The organism is Streptomyces sp. NPDC056580 (assembly GCF_042793175.1).
Taxonomy (GTDB): domain Bacteria; phylum Actinomycetota; class Actinomycetes; order Streptomycetales; family Streptomycetaceae; genus Streptomyces.
The window spans coordinates 86557-105192 of record NZ_JBHTVE010000013.1 but is presented as its reverse complement, the minus strand read 5'-3'; the positions used below and the strand labels follow the sequence as shown (position 1 = coordinate 105192).

Genomic DNA, 18636 nt, shown 5'->3' with positions numbered 1-18636 from the left:
CGCGGCCGGGAGACGTCCCCCGGGAGCCGCCGGCCGCCTCATCCGGCGAGTGCAGCGCAGCACGCTGCGCAAACGCGTTTTTGTGCTGGCCCGGGAATCCGCTAGAGTTCAACACGTCGCCGGGACGCGAGAGCGGACCGAAACGACAGGCGGACGTAGCTCAGTTGGTAGAGCGCAACCTTGCCAAGGTTGAGGTCGCGAGTTCGAGCCTCGTCGTCCGCTCGAAGGAAGAAGGGGTCATCCCGATCCCCTACACTCCTGGTGGAGTGGCCGAGAGGCGAGGCAACGGCCTGCAAAGCCGTCTACACGGGTTCAAATCCCGTCTCCACCTCCAAGGACGATTAGCTCAGCGGGAGAGCGCTTCCCTGACACGGAAGAGGTCACTGGTTCAATCCCAGTATCGTCCACTGGATCCACCGGCTCGTACGGCAGGTTCCGAACCCGCGCGATTAGCTCAGCGGGAGAGCGCTTCCCTGACACGGAAGAGGTCACTGGTTCAATCCCAGTATCGCGCACTGTCTGTGACTCGCGCGTCACAGCCCGCGGACGATTAGCTCAGCGGGAGAGCGCTTCCCTGACACGGAAGAGGTCACTGGTTCAATCCCAGTATCGTCCACACAGCAAGAAGCCCCCGGCCGTCCCGTACGGCCGGGGGCTTCTTCGTGGTCCCGGCTCAGCTGGAGAACAGCATGTGGCCGAAGCTCTTGTGGCGGTGGTGACCGCCGTAGTGGCCGCCGTGGTGACCACCGCCGTGCGGGGCGCCCCAGGCGGGGGCGGACGGGGCCGGGTACGCCTGGGGGGCCGGCGGAGGCGGGGGCGCCGGCTGGGACCACTGGGACTCCAGGCGGGTCAGCGCCTCCAGCTCGCCGTAGTCGAGGAAGATGCCGCGGCAGCCGCTGCACTGCTCGATCTGAATGCCGTTGCGGTTGTAGGTGTGCATCGGCGCATGGCACTTCGGACACTGCATGGTCGGCTCAACTCCTCGCCGGTCGGTCCTGCTTGCTGTTCTCCCAGGGCAGACTCCGTGCGGCCCCGGTCGGTTGCACCCTACGCCGGGGAACCGGACGCCAACTGGCCGGTTACGGAGCTCATTCGGGCACAGGCGTCGATCAGGGCACGCTCCACCTCGTCCAGTGGGCGCCCGGCGGCGATCGCCTTGGTGAGGACGCGGGCCGCGGTCTGCGCGGTGAGCGCGCGGGCCGGGACGTCCAGGGCGGCCCAGGGATCGCCGTCCGCCGGTACCGCGGGGCCGCCGGCCTCGCGGTAGGCGGTGAGGAAACGGGCCCACTCCCCGGGCGGGAGCAGGCCGCAGGCGTACCAGGCGGCGGGGCGGGCGAGGTCCCAGGCCGGGACGCCCGGCCCCAGGTCGTCCACGTCGATCAGCCGCCAGGGGCCGTCCGGCGCCGGGTGCCGAACGAGCTGACCGAGGTGCAGGTCTCCGTGGCACAGGGCCGGGGTGCCGGGCATCGGGGCCTCGGCACGGGCCCACGCGGGGAGGGCGGACCAGGCGCGGAGGACGGGCGGGCCGGCCGGGTGGGGGGTGGTGTTCAGGGCCGCGCGGAGACGCGTCAGGGCGTGAGCGGCCTTGGCGGGGCCGCGCATGGGGGGCGGGGCCTGGTCGCCCGGGGCGGATCGGTGCAGGCGGGCGAGGAGGGTGGCTGCCGCTTCCCAGGGGGCGGCCTCGGGGTCGTCCGGGGCGACGGGGGTGCCGTAGGGCCAGAGGGTGACGAGGCGGTGGGGCGGGGTGGGGGCGGGATTTCGGCCCGGGGTGCGCGGGGCGGGGATCGGGTCGGAGGTGTGGGAGGCGGGGGCGTGGAGGGTGGTGGGGGCGGTGGTGAGCGGGGGCAGGAGGATGTCCGGGAGGCGGGCGGCGGTGGCCAGGCGGAGGGAGAGTTCGGCGGGGTCGGTGTGCGGGGCGTGGGCCTTGGCGACGGTTCCGGCGTGCCGTACGACTGTGGCGTCGGGGCGGTCGGCGAGGGTTGTGGCGGGGCAGGTGCAGGGGGCTCCGCCGGGGTGGCGGGAGTCGGGGTGGGCTGCGGCTCGGGCCTTCGTGGACAGGGCGTTGAGGAGGTTCACTTCGGCCTCGCGGGGCGGTGGGGTGTCGGCTGAGGGTACGCCTGCGGAGGGGGGCGGTGCAGGCATGGGCTTGGCTGAGCTGTGCTGTGCTGGGCCGTGCTTGGCTGGGCTGTGCCGGGGTGGCGCGGGGCGGTGCTGTGAGGTGTCCCGTGCTGTCGCTGGACGAGGGGTGTTTCCGCTTGCCCGCGCCGGCGGGGTGCCTCCCCCACTCTCGGCTTCGCTCGAGCGGGGCCCCCGCCCACCCGTGCCGCCCCTAGCGGCACGCATGCCCGCAGCTCGCGTGCCCGCAGTTCGGAGGGGCCGGCGCCCATCGCAGCGCAGGCCCGGTCTCCACGGTTACGCGAGCCTGTTGCCACCAGCGCGGAGGGCCCGGCGCCCCGATCCGCGCAGCGCAGGCCCGGTCGTCACGGCTGCGCGAACTCGTGCGACCAGCTCGGAGGGTCCGGTGCGTCGAGCCGCGCGAGATTTGGTGACCGGTGGTGGGGAAACGGCGTAATGCCGGCGCAGCTCTCCAGCTGCGCCGGCATTGCTGCCGTCCGCCGCACCCCCGTCCCCACGGGGTTTCATGGATGGATGTCCCCGCCCGGACCGCTCTTCCGGGCCTGGGGTCGCCGCTCAGCGCCCCAGCATCACACCCACGGACGACGCCTGTGTGGCCACCGTCTCCCAGCCGTCGAAGACGATCAGGAGCAGGGCCGCCAGGGGAAGGGCCATCAGCGTCGCCACCAGGGGGTGGCGGCGGCCCGTGCGGCGGGGGGCGAACGTCGTGCGCCGCGGTGCCGTGTGGGCCATGGTCCCTCTCCTGACCGTGTCTGTTGTCCTTGCAGCGGCGGGTGCTTGACCTCGGGGGACGAGTGCTGCACCCGCCGCTTGACCTCAAATCTAGGCGCGTGGGCCCGGGCGGGCGTCATGCCCTCGTACCGATTGCCGGGCCTCCCGGAGGATGAGCGGCGACCGGAGGCGTACTCCCCTGGGTGGAGACATGAACCTGACTCTCGGGGTCTTCCCGGAGGGGGCGTCCGCTGTGTCCCCTCATGTCCGGTCCTGCCGATGTGACACTTCGAGTGAGTTCGATCACTTCCTCCGATTCCGGGCGGTCGGCGACGGGTGTCCCGATCGTCCGGCGGCCCGTCCCGCCGGGCGGGGCCCGGTCCGTCCGCGGGCGCCGGGCCCCGCCCGGCGTGGCCTGCGCCTGGTCGGCGCACGCCGGGTCAACGACCGTCAGCGGAAGCCCGGTTGGAGTCGCCCTCACCTCAAGGGTGCTGTCGGCCATGGCTTCCTGACCGACTCTCACCCGGGCCGCCCGCGGTGGACAATCCCTCGGGGCGAGAGGGCGCGGCCTATGCGCGCGGGCGGCCACGGAAACGTAAGCTGTGCCACGTCACAGGGACCGGGCAGCGGGGATGAACATGGCGATGATGCGCCTGAGGCGCGAGGACCCGCGCGTCGTCGGCTCGTTCAGGCTTCACCGACGGCTCGGCGCGGGCGGGATGGGCGTGGTCTACCTCGGCTCCGACAAGAAGGGGCAGCGGGTCGCGCTCAAGGTGATCCGGCCCGACCTGGCGGAGGACCAGGAGTTCCGGTCGCGCTTCGCCCGCGAGGTCTCGGCGGCCCGGCGGATCAGGGGCGGGTGCACCGCCCGGCTGGTGGCCGCGGACCTGGAGGCCGAGCGGCCCTGGTTCGCCACGCAGTACGTGCCCGGGCCCTCCCTGCACGACAAGGTCGCCGACGACGGACCGCTCTGCGCGGCCGACGCTGCGGCGATCGGGGCGGCGCTGTCCGAGGGGCTGGTCGCCGTGCACGAGGCCGGTGTCGTGCACCGGGATCTGAAGCCGTCCAACATCCTGCTGTCCCCGAAGGGGCCGCGGATCATCGACTTCGGCATCGCCTGGGCCACCGGCGCCTCCACGCTCACCCACGTCGGCACCGCGGTCGGCTCGCCGGGCTTCCTCGCCCCCGAGCAGGTGCGCGGCGCCGTGGTGACGCCGGCGACCGACGTGTTCTCGCTGGGCGCGACGCTGGCCTACGCGTCGACCGGCGACTCGCCGTTCGGGCAGGGCAGTTCCGAGGTGATGCTGTACCGCGTGGTGCACGAGGAGCCGCATCTCCACGGCGTGCCGGACGCCCTGGCCCCGCTGGTACGGGCCTGTCTGGCCAAGGACCCCGACAACCGGCCGAGCACGCTGCAACTGTCGCTGCGGCTCAAGGAGATCGCCGCCCGTGAGGCACAGGGCCTGGCCGACGTACGGCCGCCCGGGCCGCGCGCCGCGCAGGCGGACCTGCCGACCGGACGGCTCGTCGACACCTACCCCGAGCAGCAGCGCACCCAGCGGCGCACGGCTCCCGGCACCCCGGTGCCCCGCGGGAACACGCCCGCGCGGGGCGGTGCGCCGGTCCGCGGCGGCGGCGTCCCGCGCGGCGGACCGGCGCCCTCACGGCCGGGCACGGCCAGGCCCACTCCCGTGCCGCGCGGCGGCGGTCCGCGCTCCGGCAGCCGGCCCGCTCCGCGCAGCGGCGCCGGGCGGCAGGCCCCGCGCCCGAAGGGGAGCCGGCTGCGGCCGGCCAATCCGCGGCTGCTGCGCCAGCGGCTGTTCGTCTTCGTGGTGGTGACGCTGCTGGTCGCGCTCGGGATCGCGGTCGCGCAGGGCTGTCAGGGCCCGGCGCGGGGTCTCGGCGACGACGGGCGGCGGCAGGCACAGCACGCGGGGGCCGGCCCCGGCCCGTCGCCGGACGGGCGGCCGGCGCCGCCGGTTCAGGCTTCCGGGCGTCCCGCGGCCACCGCGTAGAACGCCACCGCGGCGGCCGCGCCGACGTTCAGCGAGTCGACGCCGTGCGACATCGGGATGCGGACCCACTCGTCGGCGGCGGCCAGGGCCCGCGCGGACAGGCCGCCGCCCTCGGCGCCGAGCATCAGGGCCACCCGGTCCATCCGGTGCGGGGCGACCTCGTCCAGGGTGCGGGCCCTGTCGTCGGGGGTGAGCGCGAGGAGGGAGAAGCCGGCCTCGTGGACCGGGTCCAGGCCCTTGGGCCAGGTCTCCAGGCGGGCGTAGGGCACGGAGAAGACCGCGCCCATCGAGACCTTGACGCTGCGCCGGTACAGCGGGTCGGCGCAGTCGGGCGAGAGCAGCACGGCGTCCATGCCGAGCGCGGCCGCCGAGCGGAAGATGGCGCCGATGTTGGTGTGGTCGTTGACCGCCTCCATGACCACCACCCGCCGGGCGGTCCGCAGCAGTTCCGCCGCCGCCGGCAGCGGCTTGCGCCGCATGGAGGCGAGGGCCCCGCGGTGCACGTGGTAGCCGGTGACCCGCTCGGCCAGGTCCGGGCTGACCGCGTACACCGGCGCGGGCATGTCGTCGATGACGTCCCGCATGGCCTCGATCCACCTCTCCGACAGCAGCATGGACCGCATCTCGTACCCGGCGTCCCCGGCCCTTCGGATGACCTTCTCGCCCTCGGCGATGAACAGGCCCTCGGCGGGCTCGCGCCTTCGGCGCAGCTCGACGTCGGTCAGGTCCGTGTAGTCGCGCAGGCGCGGGTCGTCGGGGTCCTCGATGGTGATGAGCTGGGCCACGGGGTGCTGCTGCCTTGTCCTGGGATGGGTGGGTTGCCGACGGCCGGGGTGAGGGCGGGCCGCCCCCGGCCGTCCGTGATCAGGCCGCCGGTTCGGGGCCCACGCCGACGACCTCGCCGACGACGATGACCGCCGGGGGCCGGACGTCCTCGGTGCGTACGGTCTCGGCGACCGTGGCGAGGGTGGCGTCGACGCGGCGCTGGGCGGCCGTCGTGCCCTCCTGGACGAGGGCGACGGGGGTCTCGGGCGGCCTGCCGTGCGCGACGAGGGTCTCGGCGATCTTCCCGATCTTGTCGACGCCCATCAGGATCACCAGCGTGCCGGTCAGCCGCGCCAGGGACGGCCAGTCGACCAGGGAGCGCTCGTCGTCGGGGGCGACATGGCCGCTGACCACGGTGAACTCGTGGGCCACGCCCCGGTGGGTGACGGGGATGCCGGCCGCCCCGGGCACGGAGATGGAGCTGGAGATGCCGGGCACCACCGTGCACGGGATGCCGGCCTCGGCGAGCGCCTGGACCTCCTCCATGCCCCGGCCGAAGACGAACGGGTCGCCGCCCTTGAGCCGCACCACCGACCTGCCTCGCTTGGCGTGCTCGATCAGGGCGTTGTTGATGGCCTCCTGGGCCATGTATCGGCCGTAAGGGATCTTCGCCGCGTCGATGACCTCGACGTGCGGCGGGAGTTCGGCGAGCAGGTCGCGTGGGCCGAGGCGGTCGGCGATGACCACGTCGGCCTCGGCGAGGAGACGGCGGCCGCGGACGGTTATCAGGTCCGGGTCGCCGGGGCCGCCGCCGACCAGCGCGACGCCGGGGGTGCGGGTGCGGTGGTGCGGGGCGACGAGGGTGCCGTCGCGCAGGCCCTCGACCACCGCGTCGCGGACGGCCGCCGTGTGCCGGGGGTCGCGGCCGCGGGCGTCCGTGGTGAGGACGGCCACCGTGACGCCCTCGCTGTGTCCGGTCGCCGGGGTCCAGGCGGTCGCCCGGTCGGCGTCGTCGGAGCGTACGCACCAGACCCGGTTGCGCTCCGCCTCGGCGGACGCGGCCTCGTTGGTCTCCGGGTCGCTGGTGGCGACGAGGACGTACCAGGCCTGCTCCAGGTCGCCCGGCGCGTACGGCCGGCGCTCCCAGGTGATCTCGCCGCCGTCGGCCATGGCCTCGACGGAGGGCGTGGCGTGCGGGGAGACGAGGACGATGTCGGCGCCCGCCGCGATCAGCGCCGGGAGGCGGCGCTGGGCCACCTGGCCGCCGCCGAGGACGACCACGCGGCGGCCGGAGAGGCGGAGGCCTACGGGGTAGGCGGGGTGTTCGGCCATGAGGGAGGGCTCCTCGAGCAGCTCTGCGATGGGCGCGCCGCGGCGTTGGAGCGGCCCTGACGTGGGGATTTTAAGGCGTGGGAGCGAGCGGGGGCACGGGCGGTCCGGTGGCTGGGCACCGGACCGCCCGCTGCGGGCGGCCGCTACTTCTCCGTGACCCCCGCCGAGTCGAACGTCGCGACCTCGTGCATCGCCCGTGCGGTGCTCTGGACCAGGGGCAGCGCCAGCAGGGCGCCCGTGCCCTCGCCGAGGCGGAGGTCGAGGTCGACCAGGGGACGCAGGCCGAGCTTGTTGAGCGCCGCCACGTGGCCGGGCTCGGCACTGCGGTGGCCGGCGATGCAGGCGGCGAGGACCTCGGGGGCGATGGCGCGGGCGACCAGGGCCGCGGCGCCGGCGCTGACGCCGTCCAGGATCACCGGCGTGCGCAGTGAGGCGCCGCCGAGGAGCAGGCCGACCATGGCCGCGTGCTCGAAGCCGCCGAGGGCCGCGAGGACGCCGATCGGGTCGGCCGGGTCCGGCTGGTGCAGTTCCAGGGCGCGGCGGACGACCTCGGTCTTGCGGGCCAGCGTCTCGTCGTTGATGCCGGTGCCCCGGCCGGTGACCTCGGCCGGGTCTGCGCCTGTGTACACCGAGATCAGCGCGGCGGACGCCGTGGTGTTGGCGATGCCCATCTCACCGGTGAGCAGCGCCTTGTTGCCGGCCGCCACCAGGTCGCGGGCGGTCTCGATGCCTACCTCGATGGCGGCCTTGGCCTCCTCGCGGGTCATCGCCGGGCCGGTGGTCATGTCGGACGTGCCGCCGCGGATCTTGCGGGGCAGCAGGCCCGGGGTGGCCGGCAGGTCGGCGGCGACACCGACGTCCACGACGCACACCTCGGCGCCGACCTGGCCGGCGAAGGCATTGCAGACCGCTCCCCCGCCGAGGAAGTTGGCCACCATCTGCGCGGTGACCTCCTGCGGCCAGGGAGTCACGCCCTGGGCGTGCACCCCGTGGTCGCCGGCGAAGATGGCGACGGCCGCGGGCTCCGGGATCGGGGGCGGGCACTGCCGGGACAGCCCGGAGAGCTGAGCGGAGATGATCTCCAGCATGCCGAGCGCACCGGCCGGCTTGGTCATGCGCTTCTGGCGCTCCCAGGCCTCGCCGAGGGCCTTGGCGTCGAGCGGGCGGATCTGTGCGACGGTCTCGGCAAGCAGGTCGTGGGGTTCCTCTCCGGGCAGGGCGCGGCGGCCGTACGTCTCCTCGTGCACCACCCAGGACAGCGGGCGCCGCTTGGACCAGCCGGCCTGCATCAGCTCGGGCTCGTCCGGGAACTCGTCGACGTACCCGACGCACAGGTAGGCGATGACCTCGAGGTGCTCGGGCAGGCCGAGGGCGCGGACCATCTCGCGCTCGTCGAAGAAGCTGACCCAGCCGACGCCGAGGCCTTCGGCGCGTGCGGCGAGCCACAGGTTCTCCACCGCGAGCGCGGCGGAGTACGGGGCCATCTGCGGCTGGGTGTGCCGGCCGAGGGTGTGGCGGCCGCCGCGGGTGGGGTCGGCTGTGACGACGATGTTCACCGGGGTGTCGAGGATGGCCTCGATCTTGAGTTCCTTGAACTGCTTGGCCCGGCCCTTGGGCAGCGACTTGGCGTAGGCGTCCCGCTGGCGCATGGCGAGTTCGTGCATGGCCCGCCGGGTCTCGGCGGAGCGGATGACGACGAAGTCCCAGGGCTGGGAGTGGCCGACGGAGGGCGCCGTGTGGGCCGCCTCCAGGACTCGCAGCAGCACCTCGTGCGGGATCGGGTCGCCGCGGAAGCCGTTGCGGATGTCACGGCGTTCGCGCATCACCTTCAGGACGGCCTCGCGCTCGGCGTCGTCGTAGGCCGGCGCGGCCGGTCCGGCGGACCGTCTCGGCTCGTCCTCCGCCGCGGCCGTGCTCTCCTCCTGGTCGGCGGCCCTGGTCCGCAGGTCCTCCGCGTGCTGTACGCCGGCGGCGGCCTCGCCGTCCGGCGCGTCCGGCGCCCCGGCGGCCTCGGCCCCGCGGGGCGCGGGGACCGCGGCCACCGGCTCCGGCCGGCCCTGGGCGGGCAGCACCAGGGGGTGCGGCGGGGTCGGGGCCAGGTGCGGGGTGGTCGGCACCTGTCCGTCCACGGGCACGAACTGCCCGAGCGGCTGCTCGGGGCCCGCCTGCGGCGGAACGGCCGAGGGCTGGGGTTCGGCGACCGCGGCCGGGTCCGCCTCCTCGGCGGGCGCGGGCGGCGTCACGGCCTCGGCGGCGGTCGGTGCGGGCGCGGCGGCGGGCTGGTGCTGCGGGCCCGAGGGCGCGCCGTGGCCGTCGGCCGGGGCGGGCGTCGTGCCCGTGGCGGTGCCGTCCGGCGCGGAGGCCCCGGGCTGGTCGTCGGGCTGCTGGGGCTGCTGCGGCTGCTGAGCGGTCGCCGTGCCGCCGTCGGGCGTGACGGGTGCGGCGGGCGCGGGCGCCACGGTGGCCGCGGTCGCCGTCTCGGCTTCCGCCGCCGGGGCGACGGGCTGGGCGGCCGGTGCGGCCTCCGGGGCCTGCGCGGGCTCGGGCGCCTGCGGCGGCTCCGCCGCGGCTGCGGGTACGGCGGCTTCGGCCTGCGCGGGCGCGGTTGCGGCGACCGGGATCTCGACGGGCGCGGCAGGCTGGGGCTCGGCGGGCTGGGGCGCGACGGGAGCGGGAGCGGCTTCGGCCACCGGAGCGGCTTCGGCCTGCTCGGCCTGCTCGGTCGTGTCCCCGGTCACGTCCTCAGGCGCGACGGCGGCGACGTCGGCCACTGCGGCCACATCCTGTGCCAGGACGGTGCCGTCGGCTTCCGCGACTGCGCCGGCTGCCGCGTCGACGCCCGGGGCGTCCCCGGCGGGCACGGTCTCGACAGGCACCGTCTCGACAGGCACCGTCTCGGCGGGCGCCGTGTCGGCGCCGGCGGGGGTGTTCCTCCCCTCCGGCTGGAGGGGCTCGGCGGCCTCACCGGACGCCACGGGCTCGGGCGGCTGGACCGCCTCGGGACGCGCCGCGGCCGGTGCCTGCGCGTCGACAGCCGCAGGGGCCTGCTCCGCGGCGTCCGGGCCGGCGACCGCCTGGGCCGGCTCGGCACCCGGCGTAGCACCGGGGTCCTGAACCGCTTCCCCGGCGTCCCCGGCCTCGGGCCCGGGCACGGGCACGGCGGCCTCGGCCGTCAACGGTGACGCCTCCGCCGTCGGCCCGTCCTCGGCGCCGTCCGCACCGGGGAAGGCCGCGGCCTGCGGTTCCTGAGCCGTGTCCGCCGGAAGGGCGTCGCCCTCGTCGCTCTGCCCCTGGTCGGCGGCGGGAGAGAGGTACACGCCGTCGTGGCCGTGCGCGGGCTGCACCCCGTCGTGGCCGTGCACGCCCTGGTCGGCGGCGGGCGCCTGCGGCTCCTCGGGCTGCGGCTGCGCCGCCGCCTGGGTGGCGAGGCGGGCCACCGCGGCCTGGGCCGCACCGGTGGCGTCGGCGGTGGGCTCGGGCTCACCGGCCGGCACGACTGCTTCCACGGCCGGAGCGACCGTCTCCGCGGCCGGCGCCTGCGCGCCCGCCTGAGCGGCGGCGGCCGGCGCGGCGCCCCAGGGGGCCGCGCTCTGCGGGGTCCCGTTCGGCAGGGCCTGGGCGTCGAGGTACTCGGACCCGGTCGTGGCCGGCCCTGTCGTGGCCGGCCCGGGCTGCCGGACCGGCGCCCCGGCCGGGCCGCGGTCGGCGAGGGAGCGGACCGGGCTGGCGGAGGCGTCGGGGATCGGCGGGCCGAGGTGCAGCGGCCGGCGCGGCTGCTGCGCGGCTGCCGCCGCCGCGTCGTGGGGGGCCGAGAGAATGGGTGAAGGGGTCACGGACACCGGCCCCGAGTCGGGCAGCCGCACGCCGCTCAGGTCGACGGAGCCGCTGTCCCGGCCGGCCGTCTCGTGCGGGCCGGGCTCGTGGAAGGCCTCGACGACGGGTTCCGGCGCGGGCGGCGGAACCTCGTTGCCCCAGGCGCCCTGAGCGCCCGGCAGCAGCAGGTCTTCGTCCTCGGCGGGAAGCTCGGAGAGGTAGGTGTACGCACCGTGCGCGGGGACGCCCGGCTGCTCCACCATGCCTGCGCTCTCCGGCTGTCCCTCGGCCGGGACCTGGCCGGTGTCGGTCATGCGTACCCCTCGCCCATCGGTTAGTGCTTCTCTACGACCAGCTCACCCGGGACGGCGCACCGACCGCCCCGTAGTGAAGAACGAGCGTGCGTGCCCAGCGGCACGAACGACCGCCCGGAAAAGGCGACAAAGCCATTCAGTGGCATTGTCCCGGCCGTTCCGCCGTCGCGACAGCATGATCCGCGACAGCCCGCTGTGGACTGCGCCACGTTGCGCGTCCTCAGGTTGTGCCGTACCACACCCCACCCCAAAACGGGCGCGCTTTCCGGACATTGATGAACGAAGCTCCGGGCCACCGGTGCGGTACAACGATCGGCCAGCCTACCGCGCGCGGTACGACAACAGGATCACGGGGCGCGATCGACCAGGACCCCGCTGAGCAGGAACGCGACGTTCCGCTCGGTCTCCCGCCAGGCCCTGGTGTCCAGTTCGACGGACTGCAGCAGGGCGCACTCGACCCGGTACCCGTGCTCGGTCAGCCCGCGGCCGACGAGTTCGGCCTCGTCGCGGGTCGCGGCGTGGGTGACGATGCGCTGCGGCCGGCGGTCGGCGACCGCGGAGACCACGGCCGCACCCCCGCCGCCCACGCGTACGACGTCGGGTTCGGGCAGGTTCTCCAGGACGTGCGGGGCGGTGCCGTGGACCATCTGGAGCTGGACACCGAAGCGGCGCGCGGCCGCCTCGGTCCGGGCGCAGGCCTCGGGCAGCCGGTCGACGGCGATGACCGCGGCCCCGGCGCGCGCGGCCTCGGTGGCCAACGCGCCGCTGCCGCAGCCGATGTCCCAGACGAGGTCGCCGACGCGGGGTCCGAGGCGGGCGAGTTGGGCGGCCCGCAGCAGCTGGGTCTCGCCCTCGCCGAGGCCGCCGTGCTCGGCGTACGCCTCGTCCGGCTGCACCCAGCCGCGCGGCCCGGCGCCCGGGTCGCGCCCGGCGATCCAGCCGCCGTCCTCGACCGCCGCCGCCCGGCCGCCGACGACGATGACGACGTTGGGGTCGCGCCAGGTGTGGTCGGCGGCCTTGTCCGAGGTGACGACGGTGACCTGTTCGTGCTCGGTGCCCAGTTCCTCGCAGATGACGAAGGTCCGGTGGACTCCCTCCATGAGGAGGCCGAGTTCGGCGGGTCCGGCGCCCGGTGAGGTGAGGACGGCGACCTTGGTGTGGGCCCGGCACACGTTCACGGCCCGGCGCAGGGTGCGCCGGTGGGCGACGACCACCTGGGCGTCGTCCCAGGGCATGCCGGCGCGGGCGAAGGCGGCGGCAACCGAGGAGACGGCGGGGACGACCTCCACCTCGAGCCCGAACTCCGGTGCGCGCAGGGTCCGTACGACGCCGAAGAAACCGGGGTCGCCGTCGGCGAGCACGACGGCGGTGCCGCGGTGCGCGGCGATGCGTCGGGCCGCCAGGGCGACACTGCCGAGGCGGACGCGTTCGGCGGCGGGCGGGATCTCGGGGAGCGCCAGGTGGTGGGCCGCGCCCGCCACGAGCGTGGCGGCGCCGAGGGCGGCGCGTGCCGCTTCGGTCGGCGGCGAGCCGTCCCAGCCGATCACCGTGACCCGGTCGGCCATCGTCGTCAGTCTCCGTTTTCACAGGTCGTCTGGGGTGCGAGGCCCTGAGCGGGCTCCGTGAGCGTACCTGGTGCGGCCGACGGGCGCGCGACGGGGGCGGGGCAGGGCGCGGTGCGGCCCCCGCTGGTGTCAGTTCCAGTCGGAGTAGGAGCTGAAACCACCGGTGTCGGCGAACTGCTCGTCGCCGCCTTCCAGGTCCTCCGGCAGCAGGCTCCAGACGATGAAGTCGGTGCGCGCGTCGGTCCAGCCGCCGTCGGCGGTGCGGACGTGGACTATGCAGGCGTTGCGCAGTACGCCCTCGCTGATGCAGCCGATCTTCTGGGCGACCTGCTGGGAGGCGGTGTTGCCGGCGGCGGTGCGCAGTTCGATGCGCTCGAAGTCCTGGTCGCCGAAGAGCCAGTGGGCGGTGGCGAGGGCGGCCTCGGACGCGTAGCCCTCGCCGCGGGCCCAGGGTGCGATGATGTAGGACAGCTCGGTGGAGCGGATTACCCAGTTGGTCTTGGTGAGCTGGACGATGCCGACCAGGCGCTGGGTGAGGAACTCGGTGACGGCGAGGTCGAGGCCGTGGCCGGCGGCGCGTTCGGCGGGTGCCCAGGCGGTGATCCAGTGCCGGGCGCCGTCCTCGGTGAACGGCTGCGGTACGTCGGTCCAGGCGGCGACCTGCTCGTCGTTCATCATCTCGGTCATCGCGGGCACGTCGTCCTCGTCGAGGGGACGCAGCACCAACCGCTCCGTGCTGATGGAGATGTTGGGGAAGGTGCTAGTCATGCGCCGCTCCGTAACCTTCGGAAAAACCTTCAGGGGCTGCTGAACTGCCCAGCATGCAGCATGAAAGCACCCAAACGCACAACGGGGTCCGCGCCGTGTGAGGACGCGGACCCCGTGCGTGGCGATATGGGATCAGAAGGACGGGATGACCGAGCCCTGGTACTTGTCCTCGATGAACTTCTTCACCTCGGGCGAGGTCAGCAGCTTGGCGAGCTTCTTGACCCGGGGGTCCTTCTCGTTGCCCTCCTTGACCGCGAGGAAGTTGCCGTACGGGCTGTTCTTCGCGGACTCCAGGACCAGCGCCTCCTTGGCGGGCTTGATGCCGGAGGAGATGGCGTAGTTGCCGTTGATCACCGCCGCGTCCACGTCGTCCAGGGAGCGCGCGGTCTGGGCCGCCTCGACCTCCTTGAACTGGAGCTTCTTCGGGTTCTTGGTGATGTCCTGCGGGGTCGCCTCGGTGCCGACGCCGTCCTTGAGGGTGATCAGGCCGTTGCCGGCGAGCAGCTTCAGGGCCCGTGCCTCGTTGACGGCGTCGTTCGGGACGGCGATGGTCGCACCGCTCTTGAGGGCGTCCACCTTCTTCACCTTGTGGGAGTAGAGGCCGAGCGGCTCCAGGTGAACCGTGACGACGGGCGCGATGTGGGTGCCGCGCTTCTTGTTGAAGTCGTCGAGGTACGGCTGGTTCTGGAAGTAGTTGGCATCGACCGAGCCGTCCTCGGTCGCCGTGTTCGGCGTGATGTAGTCGGTGAACTCCTTGACCTCCAGGTCGAGACCCGCCTTCTTCGCCAGGTTCTTCTTGACGAAGTTCAGGATCTCGGCGTGCGGGGTCGGGCTCGCGGCGACGACCAACGGGCCGCTGTAGTCGGAGGAGCCGGCGGAGTCCTTGCCGGAGCCGCAGGCGCTGAGCCCGAGGGTGAGGGCTCCGGCGGCGAGGACGGCGGTGGTGAGCTTGGCGGTGTTACGCACGAAAAGTGCCTTTCCATAAGGGTGGTGCGACCCCGTGATGGGTGCACGGGGAGTTCTGGAGGGGTGGCGCTCAGGCGACGTCGGTGACGTCGGCGGCCGCGGGCTCCTTGGCCTTGAGCAGGCGGAGCTTCGGCGCGGGGCCGGAGCGGGCGCCGCGGTGGTGCAGGGCGCGGGCCGCGTAGTCGCCGGCGAACTGGATGAGGGAGATGACGACGGCGAGGATCGCCACGATCACCCACATCAGACCGGTCTCGAAGCGCTGGTAGCCGTAGCGGACGGCGAGGTCGCCCAGGCCGCCGGCCCCGACGGTGCCCGCCATGGCGGAGTAGCCGATGAGAGCGACGAGGGTGGTGGTCGCGGAGGCGATCAGCGACGGCAGGGCCTCCGGCACCAGGACCTTGCGGACGATGGTGAGGGTGTTGCCGCCCATCGACTGCACGGCCTCGACCAGCCCGCCGTCCACTTCGCGGACGGCCGTCTCGACGAGGCGGGCGAAGAACGGGATGGCGCCGATGGCCAGCGGCACGATGGCCGCGTCACGGCCGATGCTGGTCCCGGTGACCCACCGGGTGAAGCTGGTCAGGGCGACCATGAGGATGATGAACGGCATCGAGCGGGTGATGTTGACGACCTGCCCGAGGACCTTGTTCACCACGACGTTCTGCAGCAGGCCGCCGCGCTCGGTGAGCACCAGCAGGATGCCCAGGGGCAGACCGCCGGCGACGGCGATGAGCGTGGACCAGCCGACCATGTAGGCGGTGTTCCAGCATTCCGGCTCCAGCAGCGACCACATCTCGGACCAGGTCACTTCGCACCCTCCTCGACCAGCACGGGCTCCTGGCCGTCGTGCCCGACGACGTCGATCTGCAGGCCCTGTTCGCGCAGGAACCCGACCGGCACCACGTTGTCCTCGTAGCGGCCGGGCAGTTCGATGCGCATGCGGCCGATCTGGAGACCGCCGACGGTGTCGATGGCGGCGCCGAGGATCGAGATGTCGATGTTGTAGGTGCGCGAGAGCTGGGAGATGACCGGCTGGGTCGCGGCCTCGCCGTGGAAGGTGACGTCCAGGACGGTCCGGTCGGCGCCGGTGGCCTCGCCCCCGACCGGGAAGAGTGCGGCGGCCAGCTCGGAGCCCGGGGTGGCCAGCAGTTCGCTGACCGTGCCGGACTCCACGATCCGGCCGTTCTCCATGAGGGCGGCGGAGTCGCAGATCGACTTCACGACGTCCATCTCGTGGGTGATGAGCAGGACGGTCAGGCCGAGCTGCCGGTTCAGGTCGCGCACCAGCTGGAGGATGGACCGGGTGGTCTCCGGGTCGAGGGCGCTGGTGGCCTCGTCGGAGAGCAGCACCTTGGGGTCGCCGGCCAGGGCGCGGGCGATGCCGACACGCTGCTTCTGGCCGCCGGAGAGCTGGGCGGGGTGGGCCTTGGCCTTGTCGGCGAGGCCGACCAGGTCGAGCAGTTCCAGGGCCTTGCGGGAGCGCTCCTTGCCGGACTTGCCGAGGATCTCCAGCGGCAGTTCGACGTTGTCCTGCACGGTCCGCGAGGAGAGCAGGTTGAAGTGCTGGAAGACCATGCCGATCCGGCTGCGCGCCCTGCGCAGTTCCCCGCCGGCCCGCGGGCCGCGCCCGGCGAGCGCGGTGAGGTCCTGGCCGGCGACGGTCACGGTGCCGGCGGTGGGGCGCTCCAGCAGGTTGACGCAGCGGATGAGCGAGGACTTGCCGGCGCCGGACTGGCCGATGACGCCGTAGACCTCGCCCTCGCGGACGTGGAGATCGACGCCGTCGAGGGCGGTGACCTCGCGGCCGCGGGAGCGGTAGACCTTGGTCAGGCCCGATGTGGTGATCACAGGGATTCCGTCACTGTCGAGTGCGCGGGCGTGGGTGTGCCCGGGCACGGGTGCATTGGTCGCATTCGGTCAGGGACGCGGCACGGTTCTCGCTGTGGCGATGGAACCGGAGAGAACATCGTGTGCGCGGTGCGGGTCCCCCCACGCCGTTCGGGCAGTGGGGGCGGCGTCGGTCGCCGCGGCTGCGGAGACCGGCCACGGCTCTCGCTTCGGGGCGCGAGGCTCAGGTGGTGCGGGGGCCCTCTAGAAGGCGCACATTCGACACATACAGCGAGCACCGGGCGGCATGGTCGCCTCGGTCGCGGGGATGCGGCTGCTCGTCGTGGTCATGCGATCAGTAAACCAGACCGACGCTGCTGACCGGGGACCGCTGTCCGCATGGTGGACAGCCGTGGACAGTGGGAGGTGCGGGCTCAGCCGCGGACCGAGATCTCCACTCCCCGGTCGGTGGCCAGTGCGGACAAGGCCGATAGGTCCTCGACCACCAGGTCGGCCCGCAGTTCGGCGGCCCGGTGGGTTGTGGCCAAGGCCACGGTGGTCATGCCGGCCGCGCGGCCCGCCTGGAGCCCGGCGGGGGCGTCCTCGAAGACCACGCAGTGGGCCGGGTCCACGCCGAGCTGCCGGGCCGCGAGCAGGTAGGGCTCGGGGTCGGGCTTGCCGCGGGTGATGTCGTCGGCGGCGACGAGCGTCTTCGGCAGGATGCCGACGGCGTCCAGCCGGGCCTCGGCGAGCCGCCGGGTCGCGGAGGTCACCACGGCCCAGCGGTCGGCGGGCAGCGAGTCCAGGAAGTCCCGCGTCCCGGGCAGCAGCCGCACCCCGCCGTTCGGCACGTCCTCCACCTCCAGCAGTTCGACCCGCGCGACCGCCTCCGGGACCAGGCGGGCGGGCAGCAGGTCGGCGACTATCTCCGCCGCGGTCCGCCCGTGCAGCTCCACCCGGCCGAACTCCTCGGCCGTGATCCCGTACTCCCCCGCCCAGCGCGTCCAGCAGCGCTCGACGGACTCCAGGGAGGAGACCAGCGTGCCGTCGTTGTCGAACAGGAGGGCTTGCGCGTGGATCGTCATGGTCCAGACCCTACGGCGTACGTCGGGGTCGGCGGCGGCGGGGCGTTTCCGCCGTAATAAGGTCACCGCATGCTCAATGCCCTGACGCTGGTGACCGGGCTCACCGCGCTGCTGCTCGCCGCCTGGTGCGGCTGGGCGGCCTACCGGGACCAGCCGACCAAGGACTGGCACTTCATCGGCATGGCCGCGGTGTCCCTGCTGGCCGTGGTCCAGCTGGTCGTCGGCATCGTGCAACTGGCGCGGGGCGAGAAGCCGGAGCAGGGCACGGCGATCTTCCTGGCGTATCTGCTGGGCGCGTTCGCCTGTGTGCCGGCGGCCGGTTTCATGTCGCTGGCCGAGCGGACCCGCTGGGGCTCGGTGACGGCGGCCGCCGGCGGTGTGGTGCTCGCCGTGCTGGAGGTGCGGCTCTATGACATCTGGGGAGCCTGAGATGACGGCGGTGCAGGAGAAGCCGGCCCGGCTGATCAGCGGGCCGGGGATGCTGCTGGTCTGGTTCTACGGCGTGATGGTGGTCGGGGCGGTGTCGCGCTCGGTCTACCAGATCGCGACGGACTTCGACCGGGCGCCGCTGGCCTACTCGCTGTCGGCGGTGGCCGGTGTGGTGTACGGGTTCATCACGTACTCGCTCGTCCGGGGCGGGGAGAAGGCCCGCAGGGCGGCACTGGTGTGCTGTGCCGCCGAGCTCGCGGGCGTGCTGATCGTGGGCACGTGGACCGTGGCCGACCCCTCGGCCTTCCCGGACGCGACCGTCTGGTCCGACTACGGCATGGGGTACGTCTTCATCCCGGTGCTGCTGCCGCTGTCGGCGATGTACTGGCTGCGCCGGTCCCGCCGGCGCGTCACGCGGTAGCCGCGTACGTGCCCGCCCGCTTCTCCAGCACGATCAGCTCCACGCCGTCGGCGCCCGTGGACCGGCCCACCGCCTCGTAGCCGACCCGGCGGTACAGGCGCAGGCTGCCCTCGCTGCGGTGGCCGGTGTGCAGGCGGAAGCGGGTGGCGCCGCGCTGCTCGGACAGCGCCGTCTCGGCCGCGCGCAGCAGCCGCGCGCCGATGCCGTGGCCCTGGAGCCGGGGGTGGACGCAGAGCTTGCCGATGGCGGCCGCGCCGTCCTCGGTCGCCTTGCCGCACACCGAGCCGACCACCTCCGCGCCGAGCCGTGCGACGAACACGCAGTCCTGGGCGACCTCCTGACGGACGGACTCCAGGCTCTGGACGAGCGGGTCGATGCGGTAGTTGCCGTACAGCGCCGCCTCGCTCTGGAAGCACAGGTACTGGAGCCTGAAGATCTGCTCCGCGTCCTGCTCGGTCGCCACCGAGATGGTCACGCTCATGCCCATGT

The 18636-nt window shown here is 73.8% G+C and carries 16 protein-coding genes and 5 tRNA genes; 8 read left to right on the top strand and 13 right to left on the bottom strand.

What is annotated here, in order from left to right:
• Positions 1-149: 149 nt before the first annotated feature.
• From ACFQ9Z_RS27695 to ACFQ9Z_RS27675, 5 genes are all read left to right on the top strand, one after another.
• A tRNA-Gly gene (locus ACFQ9Z_RS27695) sits at positions 150-222 on the top strand.
• A gap of 38 nt (positions 223-260) precedes the next feature.
• Positions 261-334 (top strand) — tRNA-Cys (locus ACFQ9Z_RS27690).
• 1 nt (position 335) lies between these two features.
• Positions 336-407: transfer RNA gene (locus tag ACFQ9Z_RS27685), tRNA-Val, on the top strand.
• A 36-nt stretch (positions 408-443) separates the two neighbouring features.
• Positions 444-515 (top strand) — tRNA-Val (locus tag ACFQ9Z_RS27680).
• Positions 516-544: 29 nt separating this feature from the next.
• Positions 545-616: transfer RNA gene (locus tag ACFQ9Z_RS27675), tRNA-Val, on the top strand.
• Positions 617-673: 57 nt separating this feature from the next.
• On the opposite strand, the gene ACFQ9Z_RS27670 is transcribed toward ACFQ9Z_RS27675, so the two are convergent.
• The 3 genes from ACFQ9Z_RS27670 to ACFQ9Z_RS27660 all read right to left on the bottom strand — a co-directional run bounded on the left by ACFQ9Z_RS27670 (position 674) and on the right by ACFQ9Z_RS27660 (position 2868).
• Positions 674-967 (bottom strand): zf-TFIIB domain-containing protein, encoded by a 294-nt coding sequence (locus ACFQ9Z_RS27670; protein ID WP_383024297.1) that lies wholly within the window; start codon positions 965-967, stop codon positions 674-676.
• 80 nt (positions 968-1047) lie between these two features.
• Positions 1048-2076 (bottom strand): phosphotransferase family protein, encoded by a 1029-nt coding sequence (locus tag ACFQ9Z_RS27665; RefSeq protein ID WP_383024294.1) that lies wholly within the window; start codon positions 2074-2076, stop codon positions 1048-1050.
• Between the two features lie 615 nt (positions 2077-2691).
• Positions 2692-2868 carry a hypothetical protein gene (locus tag ACFQ9Z_RS27660; RefSeq protein ID WP_383024291.1) on the bottom strand — a complete coding sequence of 59 codons (177 nt, stop codon included), beginning with the start codon at positions 2866-2868 and terminating at the stop codon, positions 2692-2694.
• Positions 2869-3479: 611 nt separating this feature from the next.
• On the opposite strand from ACFQ9Z_RS27660, the gene ACFQ9Z_RS27655 reads away from it, so the two are divergent.
• Positions 3480-4862: a protein kinase gene (locus tag ACFQ9Z_RS27655; protein WP_383024288.1), complete on the top strand. Its 1383-nt coding sequence runs from the start codon at positions 3480-3482 to the stop codon at positions 4860-4862.
• Here the strand turns inward: ACFQ9Z_RS27655 and ACFQ9Z_RS27650 are convergent.
• The 9 genes from ACFQ9Z_RS27650 to ACFQ9Z_RS27610 all read right to left on the bottom strand — a co-directional run bounded on the left by ACFQ9Z_RS27650 (position 4829) and on the right by ACFQ9Z_RS27610 (position 17297).
• Positions 4829-5647: a TrmH family RNA methyltransferase gene (locus ACFQ9Z_RS27650; protein WP_383024284.1), complete on the bottom strand. Its 819-nt coding sequence runs from the start codon at positions 5645-5647 to the stop codon at positions 4829-4831. The two genes, ACFQ9Z_RS27655 and ACFQ9Z_RS27650, sit on opposite strands and share 34 nt — an antisense overlap.
• Before the next feature lie 79 nt (positions 5648-5726).
• Positions 5727-6959 carry a uroporphyrinogen-III C-methyltransferase gene (gene cobA, locus ACFQ9Z_RS27645; RefSeq protein WP_383024279.1) on the bottom strand — a complete coding sequence of 411 codons (1233 nt, stop codon included), beginning with the start codon at positions 6957-6959 and terminating at the stop codon, positions 5727-5729.
• A gap of 143 nt (positions 6960-7102) precedes the next feature.
• Complete coding sequence (gene cobT, locus ACFQ9Z_RS27640; RefSeq protein ID WP_383024275.1) at positions 7103-11086, bottom strand: nicotinate-nucleotide--dimethylbenzimidazole phosphoribosyltransferase; 3984 nt, start codon at positions 11084-11086, stop codon at positions 7103-7105.
• 347 nt (positions 11087-11433) lie between these two features.
• Positions 11434-12651 carry a precorrin-6y C5,15-methyltransferase (decarboxylating) subunit CbiE gene (cbiE, locus tag ACFQ9Z_RS27635; RefSeq protein ID WP_383024271.1) on the bottom strand — a complete coding sequence of 406 codons (1218 nt, stop codon included), beginning with the start codon at positions 12649-12651 and terminating at the stop codon, positions 11434-11436.
• A gap of 129 nt (positions 12652-12780) precedes the next feature.
• Entirely contained in the window at positions 12781-13419 is a 639-nt protein-coding gene (locus ACFQ9Z_RS27630; protein WP_383024266.1) for a GNAT family N-acetyltransferase, read from the bottom strand.
• A gap of 132 nt (positions 13420-13551) precedes the next feature.
• A complete protein-coding gene (locus ACFQ9Z_RS27625; protein ID WP_383024263.1) occupies positions 13552-14385 on the bottom strand; it encodes a MetQ/NlpA family ABC transporter substrate-binding protein in 834 nt (277 codons plus the stop codon).
• Positions 14386-14455: 70 nt separating this feature from the next.
• Complete coding sequence (locus ACFQ9Z_RS27620; protein ID WP_383024259.1) at positions 14456-15193, bottom strand: methionine ABC transporter permease; 738 nt, start codon at positions 15191-15193, stop codon at positions 14456-14458.
• Positions 15190-16233, bottom strand: coding sequence for a methionine ABC transporter ATP-binding protein (locus ACFQ9Z_RS27615; RefSeq protein WP_383024255.1), 1044 nt, complete (start codon positions 16231-16233; stop codon positions 15190-15192). Before ACFQ9Z_RS27615 ends, ACFQ9Z_RS27620 begins: the two co-directional genes overlap by 4 nt.
• Before the next feature lie 413 nt (positions 16234-16646).
• Positions 16647-17297, bottom strand: coding sequence for an HAD family hydrolase (locus ACFQ9Z_RS27610; protein WP_383024249.1), 651 nt, complete (start codon positions 17295-17297; stop codon positions 16647-16649).
• Positions 17298-17366: 69 nt separating this feature from the next.
• On the opposite strand from ACFQ9Z_RS27610, the gene ACFQ9Z_RS27605 reads away from it, so the two are divergent.
• A complete protein-coding gene (locus tag ACFQ9Z_RS27605) occupies positions 17367-17726 on the top strand; it encodes a hypothetical protein (protein ID WP_383024245.1) in 360 nt (119 codons plus the stop codon).
• A gap of 1 nt (position 17727) precedes the next feature.
• The gene (locus ACFQ9Z_RS27600) at positions 17728-18147 is read left to right on the top strand and encodes a hypothetical protein (RefSeq protein WP_383024242.1); all 420 of its coding nucleotides are present in this window, start codon (positions 17728-17730) and stop codon (positions 18145-18147) included.
• On the opposite strand, the gene ACFQ9Z_RS27595 is transcribed toward ACFQ9Z_RS27600, so the two are convergent.
• Positions 18137-18634: a GNAT family N-acetyltransferase gene (locus tag ACFQ9Z_RS27595; protein WP_383024239.1), complete on the bottom strand. Its 498-nt coding sequence runs from the start codon at positions 18632-18634 to the stop codon at positions 18137-18139. The genes ACFQ9Z_RS27600 and ACFQ9Z_RS27595 overlap by 11 nt on opposite strands.
• Positions 18635-18636: the final 2 nt, after the last annotated feature.

Excerpts from the sequence above, each read along its gene's own strand:
- ACFQ9Z_RS27670 (WP_383024297.1), bottom strand. The coding sequence starts at position 967 with ATGCAGTGTCCGAAGTGCCATGCGCCGATGCACACCTACAACCGCAAC.
- ACFQ9Z_RS27600 (WP_383024242.1), top strand. The coding sequence starts at position 17,728 with ATGACGGCGGTGCAGGAGAAGCCGGCCCGGCTGATCAGCGGGCCGGGG.
- ACFQ9Z_RS27610 (WP_383024249.1), bottom strand. The coding sequence starts at position 17,297 with ATGACGATCCACGCGCAAGCCCTCCTGTTCGACAACGACGGCACGCTG.
- cbiE (WP_383024271.1), bottom strand. The coding sequence starts at position 12,651 with ATGGCCGACCGGGTCACGGTGATCGGCTGGGACGGCTCGCCGCCGACC.
- ACFQ9Z_RS27595 (WP_383024239.1), bottom strand. The coding sequence starts at position 18,634 with ATGGGCATGAGCGTGACCATCTCGGTGGCGACCGAGCAGGACGCGGAG.
- cobT (WP_383024275.1), bottom strand. The coding sequence starts at position 11,086 with ATGACCGACACCGGCCAGGTCCCGGCCGAGGGACAGCCGGAGAGCGCA.
- ACFQ9Z_RS27605 (WP_383024245.1), top strand. The coding sequence starts at position 17,367 with ATGCTCAATGCCCTGACGCTGGTGACCGGGCTCACCGCGCTGCTGCTC.
- ACFQ9Z_RS27630 (WP_383024266.1), bottom strand. The coding sequence starts at position 13,419 with ATGACTAGCACCTTCCCCAACATCTCCATCAGCACGGAGCGGTTGGTG.
- cobA (WP_383024279.1), bottom strand. The coding sequence starts at position 6,959 with ATGGCCGAACACCCCGCCTACCCCGTAGGCCTCCGCCTCTCCGGCCGC.
- ACFQ9Z_RS27655 (WP_383024288.1), top strand. The coding sequence starts at position 3,480 with ATGAACATGGCGATGATGCGCCTGAGGCGCGAGGACCCGCGCGTCGTC.
- ACFQ9Z_RS27660 (WP_383024291.1), bottom strand. The coding sequence starts at position 2,868 with ATGGCCCACACGGCACCGCGGCGCACGACGTTCGCCCCCCGCCGCACG.